The organism is Xenorhabdus innexi (assembly GCF_002632485.1).
GTDB classification, from domain to species: domain Bacteria; phylum Pseudomonadota; class Gammaproteobacteria; order Enterobacterales; family Enterobacteriaceae; genus Xenorhabdus; species Xenorhabdus innexi.
Genome location: NZ_NIBU01000012.1, coordinates 84,070 through 98,521, shown reverse-complemented (window position 1 = coordinate 98,521; position 14,452 = coordinate 84,070). Strand labels below are relative to the sequence as shown.

Sequence of the window (14,452 nt, the reverse complement as noted above, 5' to 3'; positions counted from 1 at the left end):
TGAAAGACTTCTCGACTGATATCACTGGCATAAACTTTTCTCATTCCAGTAGGTTACATGAAAAACTGTTCAGGGTGAAAAAGATTCTGAATAGCCTCTCAGAAGCAATTAGTGGATTTTTCTGATCCTAATCTTCTATTACTGGCTGATAAATTGCGTCACAGTGATTCCCGACAACTACATTTCGTTCAATTAGGCGATTCACACACTGCGGCTGATTTTTTCACTGGCAGGCTACGGATTCTATTTCAGCAGCGTTATGGTGATGCAGGGCCGGGGTTTATCAGCCCGATGACCATTCCGGGACAGCGTAGTGCCAGTGTTAGGTTTTCTGGGGATAAGACAGGCTGGTGGCTCTCTTCCAGCCGAAAAGAGGACCGGGCAGATTTCCCGCTGGGTGGTTTTATCGCGACGCCGGAACATATCGGCAGTACCATAACAATGAACTTATCTTCCCCTGACAATGGCTCATTTCTAATGAGTACTCTTTATCAGTCTCATGATGAAACGTATCTGAAACCGCAATCTTCACCTTTATGGCAATTGCCTGCGACACAAAGTGAATGGCGCTTTTCGCAGGAGCATCCCGTCTCTTTTCCGCTTAAGCTCTCTGCACAGGATACTCAGTTAAAAATGGGTGGCTGGCTGATCAAACGTCAAAATAGCGGCGTTATATTATCTGCTCTGGGGATTAATGGTGCGACCATCAATATGCCGAATAAATGGCAGCCGGAATGGATGAATACTCTGGCACAGATGAAGCCGGATTTAGTTATTCTCGCTTATGGTACGAACGAAGCTTTTAATGACTCTTTAGATCTTGATGCCTATCGTCAGGATCTGACTACGAAAATACAGAAGATCCGCAGTGGGATACCAGAAGCGGTGATCTTGCTGATTGGCCCGAATGATTCTCTGAAAAACAAAAATGCGGCAGGGTGTGAAGAACAGCAGCCTGCCTTGCTTAAAGAAGTTATTCGGATTCAACAGGAAGTAGCCAGAAAACAACATACTTTGTTTTGGAACTGGCAGGAATTTATGGGAGGAACATGCTCAATCCGCAGTTGGGAGCTGCAGGGGCTTGCGCGTTCTGATTATATTCACCTTTCGGCTGCTGGCTATGAGCGTAGTGCGGAAGGGTTTTATGAGCAGTTTATTGATTTGATTGAGAAGTAAATAACAAACAAAAACGGCACGTTATCCATCAGATAAGGTGCCGTTAATGCTTTTTAACTTATTACAGTATTGCGAAATAGATCATACCGATAATGGCTCCGGTAGTGCCTAAAATAGTTTCCATTACTGTCCAGGTTTTTAAGGTTTGTCCTTCAGTTGCTCCGGTAAATTTGCCGAACAACCAGAAACCGGAATCGTTAACGTGGCTGAGGATCAATGAACCTCCTGCGATACATACGGATAGTGCCGCCATTTGTGCGCCGGAATAACCTAATTCACCGATAACAGGCAGAACCAAACCGACAGTGGTCAGGCAGGCAACGGTAGCAGAACCCTGAATCACACGCACCGCGCCAGCCAGAATAAAACAGGCCAGTGCGATTGGCAGACCGGCTCCGACTAAGGCATTACCTAATGCAGGCCCTACACCGGAATCAACCAGCACTTGTTTGAACACTCCACCCGCACCGGTAACCAACAGGATAATTCCTGCTGGCTGGAGTGCAGAAGAGCACACATCCATCACTTTATCTTTGCTCATGCCTCGGCGGATCGCCAGACCATAAATTGCGACCAGACAGGCAATTAAAATTGCAGTAAACGGATGCCCGATGAATTCCAGCCACTGATACAGACTTGATTGTTGATCAACAAACCGGGCTGCGATGGTTTTCAAACCGACTAATACCAACGGGAACAATACCAATGCCAGACTAAAAGTGAAGGAAGGCATCTGGCTTTTACCGATGCTTGGCGTGCTCAGGTCTTTGGGTAAATCCAGCGTGACATGTTTACTGATAAAATTACCGTATATCGGGCCAGCCAGTAACATACCGGGGATTGCTGCACTCAGGCCAATCAGGATCATCCAGCCAAAATCCGCACCCATTTGAGATGCCAGCAGCATTGGCGTCGGCCCCGGCACCAGAAATGCCGCTGCTGCTGCAACACCGGCAAATAACGGAATAGCCAGTTTGACTACATTGCCGCCAGTCCGGCGTGCAACAGCAAAAACAACCCCTATCAGCAGCACAACTGCCACATCAAAAAACAGGGGTAATGCACAGATAAGACCTGCTATACCTAATGCATAATTAGCCCGTTTTTCACCAAAGCTACCCAGTAACTTCACCGCAATCTGATCCAGCGCACCGGTTTCATGCAGGATTTTGCCAAACATCGCACCCAGCGCAACAACGACAGCAAGGAAGCCGAGAGTGCCTGACATGCCGTTTTGCATCGTTTGGGTGATTTTTTCTAATGGCATACCGGAAAAAATACCTGCGCCCATTGAAACCAGCATTAAGGCGATAAAGGCGTGCATTCTGGCCTTCATCACTAAAAACAGTAACAGGAGAACAGAGCCGACGGCTGTCAGCACCAGCGTTAATGTACTCATTAATGGCCCTCAGTAATACGATCAATTGTTGTAATTGTGTTTTTAATTACTTCGTCAAGAGTAGGTTTTATATCAATGAAATGGACATCTTTTTCATCCATTGTCGGCTCTTCCAGTGTTTCAAATTGTGAGATAAGCATCTGCGGTTTGAAAAAATGCCCTTTGCGGGTTTTCAGACGGCTTTCAATTAATTCAAAATTCCCCTGCATATACAAAAATGACAGATTGTTATTGCCACTACGCAGGATATCCCGATAGTGTTTTTTCAGGGCTGAACACACCAACAAGGAAACGCCGTTAGTACGCTGCATGGCAAAAATGGCATCGTTGAGGGCTTCCAGCCACGGTTGACGATCATCATCATTTAAGGCATGACCTTCGGCCATTTTCTTAATATTGGCGCGGGGATGAAGAAAATCACCATCTAAAAAAGCGGCACCCAGTTGACGGGCAACACCATTGGCAACAGCAGATTTACCGCTGCCGGATACCCCCATCAATATAAATACGTGGTTTGGTCGCTGGGTATCGCTCATATAAACTCCTTTGCGCAGATTCTGCCACTTGGCCGTTCCTGTGACTGACCTGCAAAATTTTCTCTGTGAAATATTACCTGTGAAATGTTACCGGTAACTATCTATCAGCAACATTATCAGTAGCAAAGGATGGTGAGCAATCAATCAAGATTGGAAAAAAAAGAAAATGTGAGGCTTATCGCAATTGGAGGCGGGAAAGCATCATTTTAAGCTACAAAAATTAAACACTTTCGCCTAATGAAAGCGTAAATCCAACATCAATAAGGGTTTGTTCCAGTTTTTCACCTTTCAGGCGAGCGAGTAATGCTTCTGCTGCCCGGCGTCCCATCTGATCGCGGGGGGTCAGTACGCTGGCAAGTTTTGGTGTCATCACCTGACCGACATCATGCCCGTGAAATCCGGCTATCGCGATATCTTCGGGTACGTTAATCCCCTGACGCTGACATTCAAAGACAGCACCAATCGCGATATCGTCATTCGTACAAAATAGCCCGTCAACATCAGGGTATTTCTGGCAGGTTTCCTGTAAAAGCCGGGCGCCTAATGAGTAAGATGAACTGGCTGTAGTCATCATTTTCCTTGGCTGTAAACCGGCACTATGCATTGCCATTTCATAGCCTTCCAGACGGATCAGCGTTCTTTCATCCTGCCTTGCACCGAGATAGATGATACTTCGACAGCCACGTCCGAGCATGGATTCTGTCATTTGGCGCGCGGCTTCAAAATTATCGATACCGACAGCGATATCAAGGCAGGGAGATACGCTGTCCATAAGTTCGACAACGGGAATACCGGTGGTTTCCAGCACTTTCAGTGTCTTAGGCGTATGTGTCCGTTCCGCCAGTATCAGGCCATCAATATTATAGGAAAGCAGAGAAAGCAGACGTTCTTCTTCTTTCTGCGCGGAGTAACCATAATGCGCAAGCATGGTCTGATAGCCATGATAATCTGTGACATGTTCAATACCACGAATCACTTCAGCAAAGACCTGATTAGTCAGAGAAGGAAGCAAAACGCCGATTGTTCGGCTGGTGGAGTTGGAGAGAATATCCGGCACACGATTAGGAATGTAACCCAGTTGATCCAGTGCCGCTGCAATCCGTTTTCCCAGCGGTTCGGAAACTTGGTTCGGGTTGCGTAAGAAACGACTGACAGTCATTTTGGTGACACCGACTAGATTTGCAACATCTTGTAAAACAGGGCGTTTTTTCTTCATTTCAATGCGGTTTAATCAATAAGTGCAATCAGTATTGGCAGGTATAAGCTAATAGAGTGTGTTTGTAACATATTTAGATATCATAATAATACGATTTTTAGCAAAAAACTCTGGCTAACTCACATTACATAGAGACTCCATTTATTCACAAACTGTCATAATGTTTTTCTTGATATGAAATAAGAATAAACCTCATGGATATTAATAGCGCTATTGATGTAGTTTACTGGAACCGAATGGTTCCTGAATTGACTGTTACTGATTTTTTGCGTTCTCTTGATTTTTATCAGCGTATATTGGGATTTAATGTATTGATAAGGCGGGAAGATCCAGATTTTGTTTATCTGGCTTTAGGTGAAGCGCAACTCATGCTGGAAGCGTTTAATGATAGTGGCTGGAATACCGGAAAGTTGAGTAAGCCACTGGGACGTGGGATTAATCTGCAAATCGAAGTGGATAATGTAGAGCCTTTGCTGGTGAGTCTTAAAAGTAACGGCATTAAATTGTATCGCTCAGTGACCGATAATCATTATTGCACTGGCGGCGATACATATGCATGTCAGCGCGAATTTCTCGTTCAGGACCCTGATGGTTACTTACTCCGATTTAGTCAGTTTATCGGAGAGAGTACATGAAATAATTAGGATGGAAAATAATCAGTTTGAAATGATTTATTTCATGTTAGTTATTCAGTTGTACGCATTTTGGGTTAATTTTATGTGGCAGGGATTATGCTAGTCTGCCGAATCCTCCATTTTTCCTTTGGGTTTATTATGACTTTAACTAACTATAGCAAATTGTTAGCAACTGTATTTTGCCTTGTAACTTCATATAGTTATGCAGACAGTGAACGCCCGCTTTTTTCATTGACGATGTCTGAGTCTGGTGTACCGCAAACGAACAGCGATGGTAGTCTGTCCCACTCAGCCAAATCAGAATCCCGCATCCTGCCTATCTGGGGCGATGAAGCCCGAGCCAGAGGCTATGATCTTCCTGAGCCATTTGGGGTCAGTTATGGTTATATGAACCTGCGGCAGAATGTGATTGTGGATAGCATTAAATTTGGGTTTACTAACCCTGAATATAAACCTCTTGAAGAAAAAATTATTGTTAATGCGGGTAATACTCGAAGTAAAAATGAAACCCATTTGTTAAAGTTGGATACGTGGCTCTTACCTTTTTTGAATTTATATGGTGTTTATGGAAAAACAAAAGGAGTATCAAAAACCAATATAGATAGCATTTATGTTTTTAACCTAGAAGAACCTTATGGTGTAAATATTCCTTTTGCATTAAATTTTAAAGGAAAAAGTTATGGTGGAGGAGCAACACTTGCGGGTGGATATAATCAGTTTTTTGCTACTTTGGATACTAATTATACCCGCACTAAGCTGGATATTTTAGACGGTGATATCAGTGCTTTTGTTGTCACTCCTCGTGTTGGCTATGAATTTGTCTTTAGTCCATTAATATCTAAACAAGGGAATAGCAAAGTTCAGGTATGGTTTGGTGCAATGTATCAGGATATTACTCAACGTTTTAAAGGTGATGTGAGTAAACTAGATCTTCCTCCTGAATTATCAGAAGCATTTCATTGGATTTCCGGAACGACAGATATAAATTTCGACGTCAAACAACACCTTGCCCATAAATGGAATAACACCGTTGGTGCCCGCTTTGAGGTTACCCGTAATTTCAATCTATTATCAGAAGTGGGTTTTGGTAACCGAAACAGCTTCTATATTTCCGGCGAGTTTCGTTTCTAATGTTGTGCCTTACAACGATCAAAAGGCTGGTGATATCCGGCCTTCTTATTTTTACCACCACAGCTGTTCATGCCGATATCCTGCCTGATCGCAAAAAAATTGATGGCTGGCTCAGTGAGTTAGGTGGTGATAATGAGTTTGATACCAGCAAGAAAATTGACTGGGGTGTGCTGCCGGGGCCTTTTTATACCCCTGAAATGGGAGTGGGGATCGGCGTGGCGGTAGTCGGGCTTTATCGTCCCGATAATAGCGATCATATCAGTCAGAATTCTTCACTTGGTCTCAGTGGGTTTGGTTCATCGACCGGCGCTTTTGGTCTGAATTTTACTAATTATAACTTTCTTGCCGATGACCAGTGGCGGTTATTTGTTTCTGGTACGCTCAATAACATACCTACCTATTATTGGGGGAAAGGTTATGACGCAGGAAAAGATAACAGTAATAAAGAAAGTTACCGTTCGCGTGAGTTTAATATTCGTCCCCGCGTGCTGTACCGCGTTACCGATGCAACTTACATGGGGCTGGGTCTGAATCTCTCTTCCGTCAGTGCCGGTAATACCGAAGCTCAGGCGAAAAAATATTTTGAGCAGTCTGTTGGCGGGGCTTCAGTGATAAGCTCAGGGGTAAGTGCCTACTTCAGTTATGATACACGGGATTTCCTGCCCAACCCGCAATATGGTCAGGCTCTTGAACTTATTTACACCTATTTCTCCCCCGAATTTGGCGGAGATCATCGTTTCTATACAACACAGTTACAGTTTTCGACTTACCACCCGCTATCTGAGAAAACGGTGCTCGCTTTTGATAATTATGCTCGCTTTAGTACCGGTGAAGTGCCGTGGAATCAGCTATCCCTGTTAGGGAATAGTCTGCGTATGCGTGGTTATTATGAAGGGCGTTACCGTGACAGAAATATTTTCACCACACAGTTAGAGTTAAGGCATAAGCTGGACTGGCGCCACGGCGTTGTGGGCTGGATAGGCATGGGAACGTTAAGTGATACACCGTCAACGCTGGGAGAGAGGCACTGGTTGCCTTCAATTGGTGTAGGTTACCGTTTTGAATTTAAGCCACGTATGAATGTCAGGTTAGATTTTGGTATCGGAAAAGGCAGTATGGGGTTCTATTTTCAGGTTGGAGAAGCATTTTGAAGTATCTGGTCACACTATTCTTTAGTTTTCTGCTGATAGCCTGTCAAAACAAACCTGTATCGGTGATAACTATTGAGCCGATGCTCAGAACGACTACACACGAACAGGCAAAAACTGACTGGCCAGTCCTGCCACCTATTAAAGCGCCTGAAGGTTTAAGAGCATGTTGTGCATTTGGTTATGATCTTAAAGTTAAGGCGTTAGGCCTTTCTGTTCCTATCTATCGTATTGATAATATTGTTGAAGCAGATAAGTTGGGAGAACACCACTATAACGATAGCTTTCTGGGAGCAAGTGCGGAAGTATTTGGTGTCAGTAATGAAAAAGTCGGCCTGCTATATACTGAGAAAGGCGGGTTTATTGATATTTCTCATGTCAGAGATACGGCGGACTATACGCTTTATCTTTTTAGCCAGATTTATGCTCACCTTGGTCAACAGTGGATACTGGATTTGGATAATGAGCTTGCGGCACGTAAGATCCACTTTTTTGCATTTACACCGCCAACAGATCCCGCAGAACGTTATACCCTGAGTGCCTATTTGGCTGCAAAACTGGCATTTCAGTTAGCCGCGTGGCATGAAATTGCCCAATGGTACGGTTATCAGTCTGTTCCCGGTTTTTCAGAGGCCATTTCGGCCTTCTCTCCAGAAGATCTCTATTCCAATTTATTGGGGGCGAGGTTGGCGCTGACGCTTATTCTGCAAGGTCAGGTATCTTCTGTGAATCAATTTTCTGCTGCTATTGCTAATATCCTGCCAATTGCATTGAATGAACTGGGCGCTTACAACAAATCAGGCACGAAAAAGATGTTTGATCAGGTTGATGGTTTATGGTGGAACAGCTATCAGAGCATTCCGCAAAAGTTTCTGGTATTGCGCAGGAATTATGAAACGCGGGATGATCGTTATCCACTAATGCCTTTCGGTAAGGATAAATTCGCGTTACACCTCTCGTTACCGGATTCCTATCTGAATTTTTCATTGGATAAACTGGCTGAATTTCAATTATGGCCGACAAATAAAATGGAAAATTTACCTTCACCACAAAACTATTTGCCAGAAAAAGAGTATTGGGCAGTGAAAGATTTTCCAATGTTAGCGGAGAATGCTGAAAAACAAGACAGGTATCAGCAACAGCTGAATGGAAAATAGCCTTTTCAAACGCGTAGCATTTACCTGCTGTTTTTCATGTGCTTTCAGCACATTTTGGGATGCTTTCAGCACTTAGCAGGAAGAGTTGTCATCTTATAACTCTTCCTGCTAAGTCAGTTATGCTGACAGGACAATTTTCAGTGCCTTCTCTTGGGCGGCATTGCCAAATATGTCATAAGCCGTTTCTATTTCATTCAGCGGATAATGGTGAGTAACCAGTTTTTCAGGTGAAATTTTGCCGGATTGAACACTTTTCAACAGCATGGGCGTACTGCTTGTATTGACCAGCCCGGTTGTGATAGTGATATTTTTAATCCAGAGATTTTCCAGATGTAAATCGACGGATTTGCCATGAACACCAACATTGGCGATAAATCCTCCAGGGGCAATAATATCCTGACATATCTGGAAGGTTGCAGGGATACCGACACATTCAATAGCAACATCAACACCAATTCCATCAGTCAATTTGTTGATGGTTTCTACGACGTTTTGCCGTGCCGGATTGATAACTGTGTTGGCACCAAACTGCTGAGCAACACTGAGGCGATTATCATCGGTATCTATCATGATGATATGCGCCGGAGAGAAAAACTGAGATGCCAGTAGCGCAGAGAGTCCGACAGGCCCTGCGCCAACTAAGGCAATGGTATTGCCTGGTTGAACCCTGCCATTGATAACGCCAATTTCCAGCCCGGTCGGCAGAATATCGCTGAGCATTAAGGCGGCCTCTTCATCGACACCATCCGGTAGACGATGAAGGCTGTTATCAGCATGAGGAATACGTACTTTTTCTGCCTGCGTACCATCAATTTTATGTCCCAGAATCCAGCCGCCATCTTTGCAGTGTGCATAAAGCTGACGTTTACAATAGGGACAGCTACCACAGACGGTGATACAGGAAATAATGACTTTATCACCGACTTTGAGATTGCGGACAGAGCCACCGACTGACTCAACAATACCGATACCTTCATGGCCCAGTATCCGGCCCTGATCGACAGTGGGAACATCTCCTTTGAGGATATGCAGGTCTGTCCCGCAGATGGTGGTTTTGACTATGCGAACAATAGCATCGGTTGGTTCAATGAGTTGAGGTGCTGCTTTCTCTTCCCAACGTTTTTTTCCGGCTCCGTGATAAACAAGTGCTTTCATATAACCCCCTTCACAAGTGATAGTGATAACCGCGAAGAATTGCTGAATTACAGTAAGCCTTGGTGCTTGAATATCTTCATGTATATTTCATGCACGATCGCATGTTTTCTCTGATTGTAATCCATAACATGATTTACATTATCCGCTGCCTGAAGTTTAGCAGAGATATAGCGATCCCGGTCTTCAGAGTGCTTTCTGAGCCAGTCGCGGAATAGAATATGACGGATATGTTCAGGGCAGGCTGGGCCAAATACGTGGAGATTGGCTCTTGGCGTTGCCAGACGAAAACAGCGATGCTGATAAAAACTGGGCTCACGTACGGTTAAGTAATAACCCAGCTTTTCCAGTGCAGGCAAATACTTTTTTTCCTGTCTGGGATCTCCCACAATAAGATCGATATCGATAATCGGTTTGGCGGTAAGACCGGGAACAGACGTCGAACCGATATGCGCCAGACAGAGGGCTGTACTGCCCAACGCCGTTTTTATATCAGCAGAAAGTTGTTGCCACAGAGTGACCCATTCAGGGTCGTAATCCACGACTTTGATAATTTCTTCGGCGGGTTTTCCATGCACCCACGGGTTTTCATTGGGATCTGGCGGAGGAAAAAAAGTAATATCTTCAGGAGCAATCATTTATTTCACTCCATCATCTGAAAGAAAAGAAGATAGATAGTAAAGCCCCCTTGCGGGGACATTCGTGCTAGTCGTCCTGCTGTTCCTGTTCTGCCTGAATTTTCTCTTTTTCAGTCATTTCCTTTTTCTTTTTTAGCTTATGCCAGATACGGCTCTCCTGACCTCGCCAGAGACGCTGAATGTTATCGTGATGGCGCATAAGTATCAGGCATGAAAGCATTGCGACGGGAAAGGTAAATTCGGGTTTAAACCACCATACATAGAAAGGGGCAACCAGCGCGCTGATAATCGCACCTAATGAGGAATAACCGCTCAATAACACAGTGAGCAACCAAGTACCGGAAATTAACCCCATGAGATCCCAGCCAATGGCAGCAATGGCACCGAATGCGGTAGCAACTCCCTTGCCTCCTTTGAAGTGGAAGAAAACAGGGTAAATATGGCCTAAACAGGCAGCGATAGCGGTAATACCTAAATAAAAGGGTTGAATATTGAGTTTATATGCCAGCCAGACAGGGATCATGCCTTTCAGTACATCGCAGATCAGTACTGCAAATGCAGCACCTTTTCCGCCGATACGCAGTACATTTGTTGCTCCCGGATTACCGGAACCATGCTGGCGCGGATCGGGTAATCCGGCCAGACGACAGATCAATATCGCGCTGGATATAGAGCCACACAAATACGCGAAGATGATCATACCAAGCGCGATAGCACTCATAAGATATCTCCAATGTCCAATGAACAAGGGTCGTTTTCTTTACTATAACAATGGATAATACGCACATTTAGTCGGAAGTGGTATCCGGTGAACTAAAAAACGGGGAAACAGCGTGATGGATATCGTATTTATTAAAGAATTAACTGTTATTACGACGATTGGCGTATATGACTGGGAACAGACGATTAAGCAGAAACTAGTGTTCGATATCGAAATGGGCTGGGACAATAAACGCGCAGCCTCCAGTGATAATGTTGAGCACTGTCTGGATTATTCCAAAGTGAGTGAAACGGTGATCCGCCATGTGGAAAACCAGCAGTTTGCTCTGGTTGAACGTGTAGCGGAAGAAGTGGCAGATATTTTGCTGGGGCAGTTTCACTCACCGTGGGTCAGAATTAAAGTCAGTAAACCCGGTGCAGTAGCACAGGCGCAAAGTGTGGGTGTTGTGATTGAGCGCAAAGCCAGCTAATGCTGGTTTTGCTGCCAGTCATTAATAGCAAGTTGCCGTTGCCGTTCTAATTCTGTACGGATTTCAGAACCCTGAAAACCACGGGCAATGATCTGTTGAACACTCACCTGAGCTGCAATGGCAAAAGCGTCCTGCAAATATTGCTCAGAGGGATATAACGGTGTTTTCAATCCGGTGTGGGCGCAGATGTCTGCTTTACTACAAACAATCAATTGCTCAAGGCGTTGAGGTTTCCTCCATACATCGATGGCATTAAACAACGCCAGCAATTTCTCGGCTGATAACTGTTCGGCAGTGTGTATCTGGTCATAATATTGCGCCACGATACCAGCCAGATCACGAGCTGAGTTAGGAATGCGTAACCGTTCGCACAGTTGTTTGATGTGTGCTTTTTCGAGGTGAGTACACAGTGAAGCAAACCGAATGTCGGTATCAATACTCAGGTGAGCTGACATTTTCAGCACGTTCAGAGAGTGAATTCCCATATTCGTCTCTGCTGATATCACATCAAACAGCGTATTGATTTCCGGGAAAAGAATCGCCAATGCACCGCAGTCGCGTAAGACCTGAAAGTAAACCTGTGGAGATTGTGATGCCAGCGCTTTTTCCGTTTCCCGCCAAACCCGCTCAGGTGTTAAGGATGACAATTCGCCGTTCGCAGTCATTTCGGTGATCAATGCCTGCGTTTCTGCTGCGATGGAAAAACTTAAATGCGCAAAGCGGGCAGCAAAGCGCGCCAGACGCAGTACCCGCAGCGGGTCTTCTGTAAATGCTGCTGAAACATGGCGAAGGATGCGGTTTTTCAGATCATCAATGCCCTGATACGGGTCGATTAACACGCCTTCCGGCGTCTGCGCAATGGCATTGATAGTCAGATCCCGACGTAACAAATCTTCTTCCAGTGTGACATCGGGAGCGGCATAACAGGTAAAACCGGTATATCCCTGACCGGATTTCCGCTCTGTACGTGCCAGTGCATACTCTTCATGGGTTTGAGGATGCAGAAAGACAGGAAAATCTTTCCCTACCTGTTGATACCCCTGCGCCAGTAATTCTTCAGGGTTGCCGCCAACGACAACCCAGTCTCTTTCTGTCACCGGCAGATCCAACAGTTGATCGCGAACAGCTCCGCCAACCAAATAAACTTTCACTTTTATATCCTTAAAAATCAGCTCATCCAGCGATCTTTGCGTTTCCGGCGAGGAATGATGTGTGGCAGAACAAGCCCCAGAAGCAGGCCGATACCCGCGACTGCACCACCATACATGAACCACTGTAAAATAATTTCCCTTTGCTTATCATCGAGCTGTAGGTTGGCAACTTCTACTTTTTTCTCTGCCACAATCAGCTTGCTCTGGAGTTTGCGGTTCTCGGCTTTTAAATCATTGATGATTCTATCGCTGGCAGCCACTTTGTTCTGCATTTCTGCGGTGCGTTCATTCCAGCTATTATCAATATTAGCCAATTGTTCCGTCAGCGTTTTGATTTTCTGCTCCATAGCAGGGATACGCTCACGCACGCTGGGGATAGCACTGAGTTCGCTGGATAAGATCCAGCTTGTACGCCCTTTGCTGTCCTTTATTTGCGAGTAGCCATTATCTGATTTGGGGTTAACCAGAATAACCTCTGAACCGGCATTCAATGAACCCATAATGCGGTGCTGAGTACTCGGGCCGCTGCGAATGTAGGCTGATAGTTCATCGGAAACATAACGTTTTTCTTCAGCATGCACGGATAACGGAAGTGTAAGACCAAGTAATAAAATAAGTAATCGATGTAGTTTCTGCATTCTGTTGTCAACTGTTCTGGTGTATGTGGTTGTCGTGATTCAAGCTATCCAATTATTCAAACTACTCAGGCCGATAGTAAAGAGTTAAGTTTGTGGGTGCAATCAGTAAACCAGAATGAATCTTCAATCAACTGACCGAATACAGATATTGTTAGGGTTTTTTTGATGGAGTTGCATAATCATTGTTGAGAGAACAGGCAATTGTGGTTTATTTTTCATATCCTGAAAAACATCCCTGAAAAGTTTTCCTGAAAAAATCGTGATTCAGGATGAAAAACGATCCGCGCAGTATGAACTGAGAGAGATAAAGATATGTGTTCTGTAGAAGTAGAGTTGAAACTGTCCGTAAAACCCGAAACGATACCGACAGTACGCAACCGATTATTCCAGCTTCCTAATCATCACACCTCACCCCAACATTTGACCAATATTTACTTTGAGACACCCGATAATCAGTTGCGTCGCTGGGATATGGGGCTGCGTATCCGTGGCTTCGATCATCAGTATGAAATGACAATTAAAACTGCGGGGAGAGTGATTGCTGGCCTGCATCAGCGGCCAGAATTTAACGTTCCTCTCAATCAGCCAAAACTGGATTTAGTCCGTTTTCCTGCTGATATCTGGCCTGAGAATACTGATATTACCCAATTACAGGCAGCGTTAGCTGAGTTGTTCAGCACGGATTTTTCCCGTGAGAAATGGGTCGTGAACTATGGGCAGAGTGAAATAGAAGTTGTTCTGGATCAGGGAGAAATCCGCGCCGGAAAGAAAACCTCCCCGATTTGCGAATTTGAACTGGAGCTGAAAACCGGTCAGGTGTCTGATGTATTGTCATTAGCGGACAAGCTGGCGCTTCAGGGAGGGTTGCGGCTGGCAAACAGTAGTAAGGCTGCGCGGGGTTATGCGCTTATCAGAGAAACATCTTCCATAAATTTGGCAGGTGTGAAAACAGAAGTATCTGAAACACCGGAATGGCAGCAACCGTTATCTGTTCTTCTGACGGATATTCTGGAACAGTGGCAGCAACAAGAGGAAGGATGGCTGGCAGGAATAAATGCAGGAAAAGCAGGCTTAGAGAAAGTATTAAAACGGGCTGTTCTACTGGTTGAAAAACAAGGCGAAACAGCTCCGGCATTGGGTTTATTGTCAGAATTAAAAGAGAGCCTTTTAACTGCTGATACAGAAGCTGATGCAGAAAGTTTGTGTTACAGCGCGAAATGGCTGCAATGTAAACTGGCACTGACCCAGTGGTTGATGGCTCAATAATCATAAACAATGGAACCCG

Annotated in this window: 15 protein-coding genes; 7 read left to right on the top strand and 8 right to left on the bottom strand. The window is 44.8% G+C overall.

Translation table 11 applies throughout. The features are described 5' to 3' along the window. Positions 1–111: 111 nt before the first annotated feature. Entirely contained in the window at positions 112–1,176 is a 1,065-nt protein-coding gene (locus tag Xinn_RS07385) for an SGNH/GDSL hydrolase family protein (RefSeq protein ID WP_244590156.1), read from the top strand. Positions 1,177–1,237: 61 nt separating this feature from the next. Here Xinn_RS07385 and gntU read toward each other — a convergent pair whose 3' ends face one another. The 3 genes from gntU to gntR form a co-directional block, all read right to left on the bottom strand. Then, positions 1,238–2,575 carry a gluconate transporter gene (gene gntU, locus Xinn_RS07380; RefSeq protein ID WP_086955215.1) on the bottom strand — a complete coding sequence of 446 codons (1,338 nt, stop codon included), beginning with the start codon at positions 2,573–2,575 and terminating at the stop codon, positions 1,238–1,240. Continuing rightward, the gene (gene gntK, locus Xinn_RS07375) at positions 2,575–3,111 is read right to left on the bottom strand and encodes a gluconokinase (protein ID WP_086955216.1); all 537 of its coding nucleotides are present in this window, start codon (positions 3,109–3,111) and stop codon (positions 2,575–2,577) included. Before gntK ends, gntU begins: the two co-directional genes overlap by 1 nt. Positions 3,112–3,331: 220 nt before the next feature. Further along, the gene (gene gntR, locus Xinn_RS07370) at positions 3,332–4,327 is read right to left on the bottom strand and encodes a gluconate operon transcriptional repressor GntR (protein ID WP_086955217.1); all 996 of its coding nucleotides are present in this window, start codon (positions 4,325–4,327) and stop codon (positions 3,332–3,334) included. A 194-nt stretch (positions 4,328–4,521) separates the two neighbouring features. Between gntR and Xinn_RS07365 the strand changes: the two genes are divergently transcribed. The 4 genes from Xinn_RS07365 to Xinn_RS07350 all read left to right on the top strand — a co-directional run bounded on the left by Xinn_RS07365 (position 4,522) and on the right by Xinn_RS07350 (position 8,398). Then, entirely contained in the window at positions 4,522–4,962 is a 441-nt protein-coding gene (locus tag Xinn_RS07365) for a bleomycin resistance protein (RefSeq protein ID WP_244590155.1), read from the top strand. A 138-nt stretch (positions 4,963–5,100) separates the two neighbouring features. After that, positions 5,101–6,093: a hypothetical protein gene (locus tag Xinn_RS07360; RefSeq protein ID WP_086955218.1), complete on the top strand. Its 993-nt coding sequence runs from the start codon at positions 5,101–5,103 to the stop codon at positions 6,091–6,093. Next, positions 6,093–7,244, top strand: coding sequence for a BamA/TamA family outer membrane protein (locus tag Xinn_RS07355; RefSeq protein ID WP_086955219.1), 1,152 nt, complete (start codon positions 6,093–6,095; stop codon positions 7,242–7,244). Before Xinn_RS07360 ends, Xinn_RS07355 begins: the two co-directional genes overlap by 1 nt. Further along, positions 7,238–8,398 (top strand): DUF4056 domain-containing protein, encoded by a 1,161-nt coding sequence (locus Xinn_RS07350; protein ID WP_244590158.1) that lies wholly within the window; start codon positions 7,238–7,240, stop codon positions 8,396–8,398. The genes Xinn_RS07355 and Xinn_RS07350 overlap by 7 nt, the downstream gene beginning before the upstream one ends. A 117-nt stretch (positions 8,399–8,515) precedes the next feature. On the opposite strand, the gene Xinn_RS07345 is transcribed toward Xinn_RS07350, so the two are convergent. The 3 genes from Xinn_RS07345 to plsY form a co-directional block, all read right to left on the bottom strand. Then, a complete protein-coding gene (locus Xinn_RS07345; protein ID WP_086955220.1) occupies positions 8,516–9,553 on the bottom strand; it encodes a zinc-dependent alcohol dehydrogenase family protein in 1,038 nt (345 codons plus the stop codon). Between the two features lie 47 nt (positions 9,554–9,600). Continuing rightward, positions 9,601–10,188, bottom strand: a complete 588-nt coding sequence (locus Xinn_RS07340) for a GrpB family protein (RefSeq protein WP_086955221.1) — start codon at positions 10,186–10,188, stop codon at positions 9,601–9,603. Between the two features lie 67 nt (positions 10,189–10,255). Then, complete coding sequence (gene plsY / locus Xinn_RS07335) at positions 10,256–10,909, bottom strand: glycerol-3-phosphate 1-O-acyltransferase PlsY (RefSeq protein WP_086955222.1); 654 nt, start codon at positions 10,907–10,909, stop codon at positions 10,256–10,258. 115 nt (positions 10,910–11,024) lie between these two features. Here plsY and folB point away from each other — a divergent pair, with 115 nt between their 5' ends. Continuing rightward, a complete protein-coding gene (gene folB, locus Xinn_RS07330) occupies positions 11,025–11,378 on the top strand; it encodes a bifunctional dihydroneopterin aldolase/7,8-dihydroneopterin epimerase (protein WP_086955223.1) in 354 nt (117 codons plus the stop codon). Here folB and Xinn_RS07325 read toward each other — a convergent pair. Together Xinn_RS07325 and Xinn_RS07320 are read right to left on the bottom strand one after the other, a co-directional pair. Beyond that, a complete protein-coding gene (locus Xinn_RS07325; protein ID WP_086955224.1) occupies positions 11,375–12,529 on the bottom strand; it encodes a multifunctional CCA addition/repair protein in 1,155 nt (384 codons plus the stop codon). The genes folB and Xinn_RS07325 overlap by 4 nt on opposite strands. Before the next feature lie 17 nt (positions 12,530–12,546). Continuing rightward, positions 12,547–13,167, bottom strand: a complete 621-nt coding sequence (locus Xinn_RS07320; RefSeq protein ID WP_086955225.1) for a TIGR04211 family SH3 domain-containing protein — start codon at positions 13,165–13,167, stop codon at positions 12,547–12,549. 312 nt (positions 13,168–13,479) lie between these two features. On the opposite strand from Xinn_RS07320, the gene Xinn_RS07315 reads away from it, so the two are divergent. Next, on the top strand, positions 13,480–14,433 hold the full coding sequence (locus Xinn_RS07315) for a CYTH domain-containing protein (protein ID WP_086955226.1): 954 nt from the start codon (positions 13,480–13,482) through the stop codon (positions 14,431–14,433). The last annotated feature ends 19 nt before the right edge of the window (positions 14,434–14,452 follow it).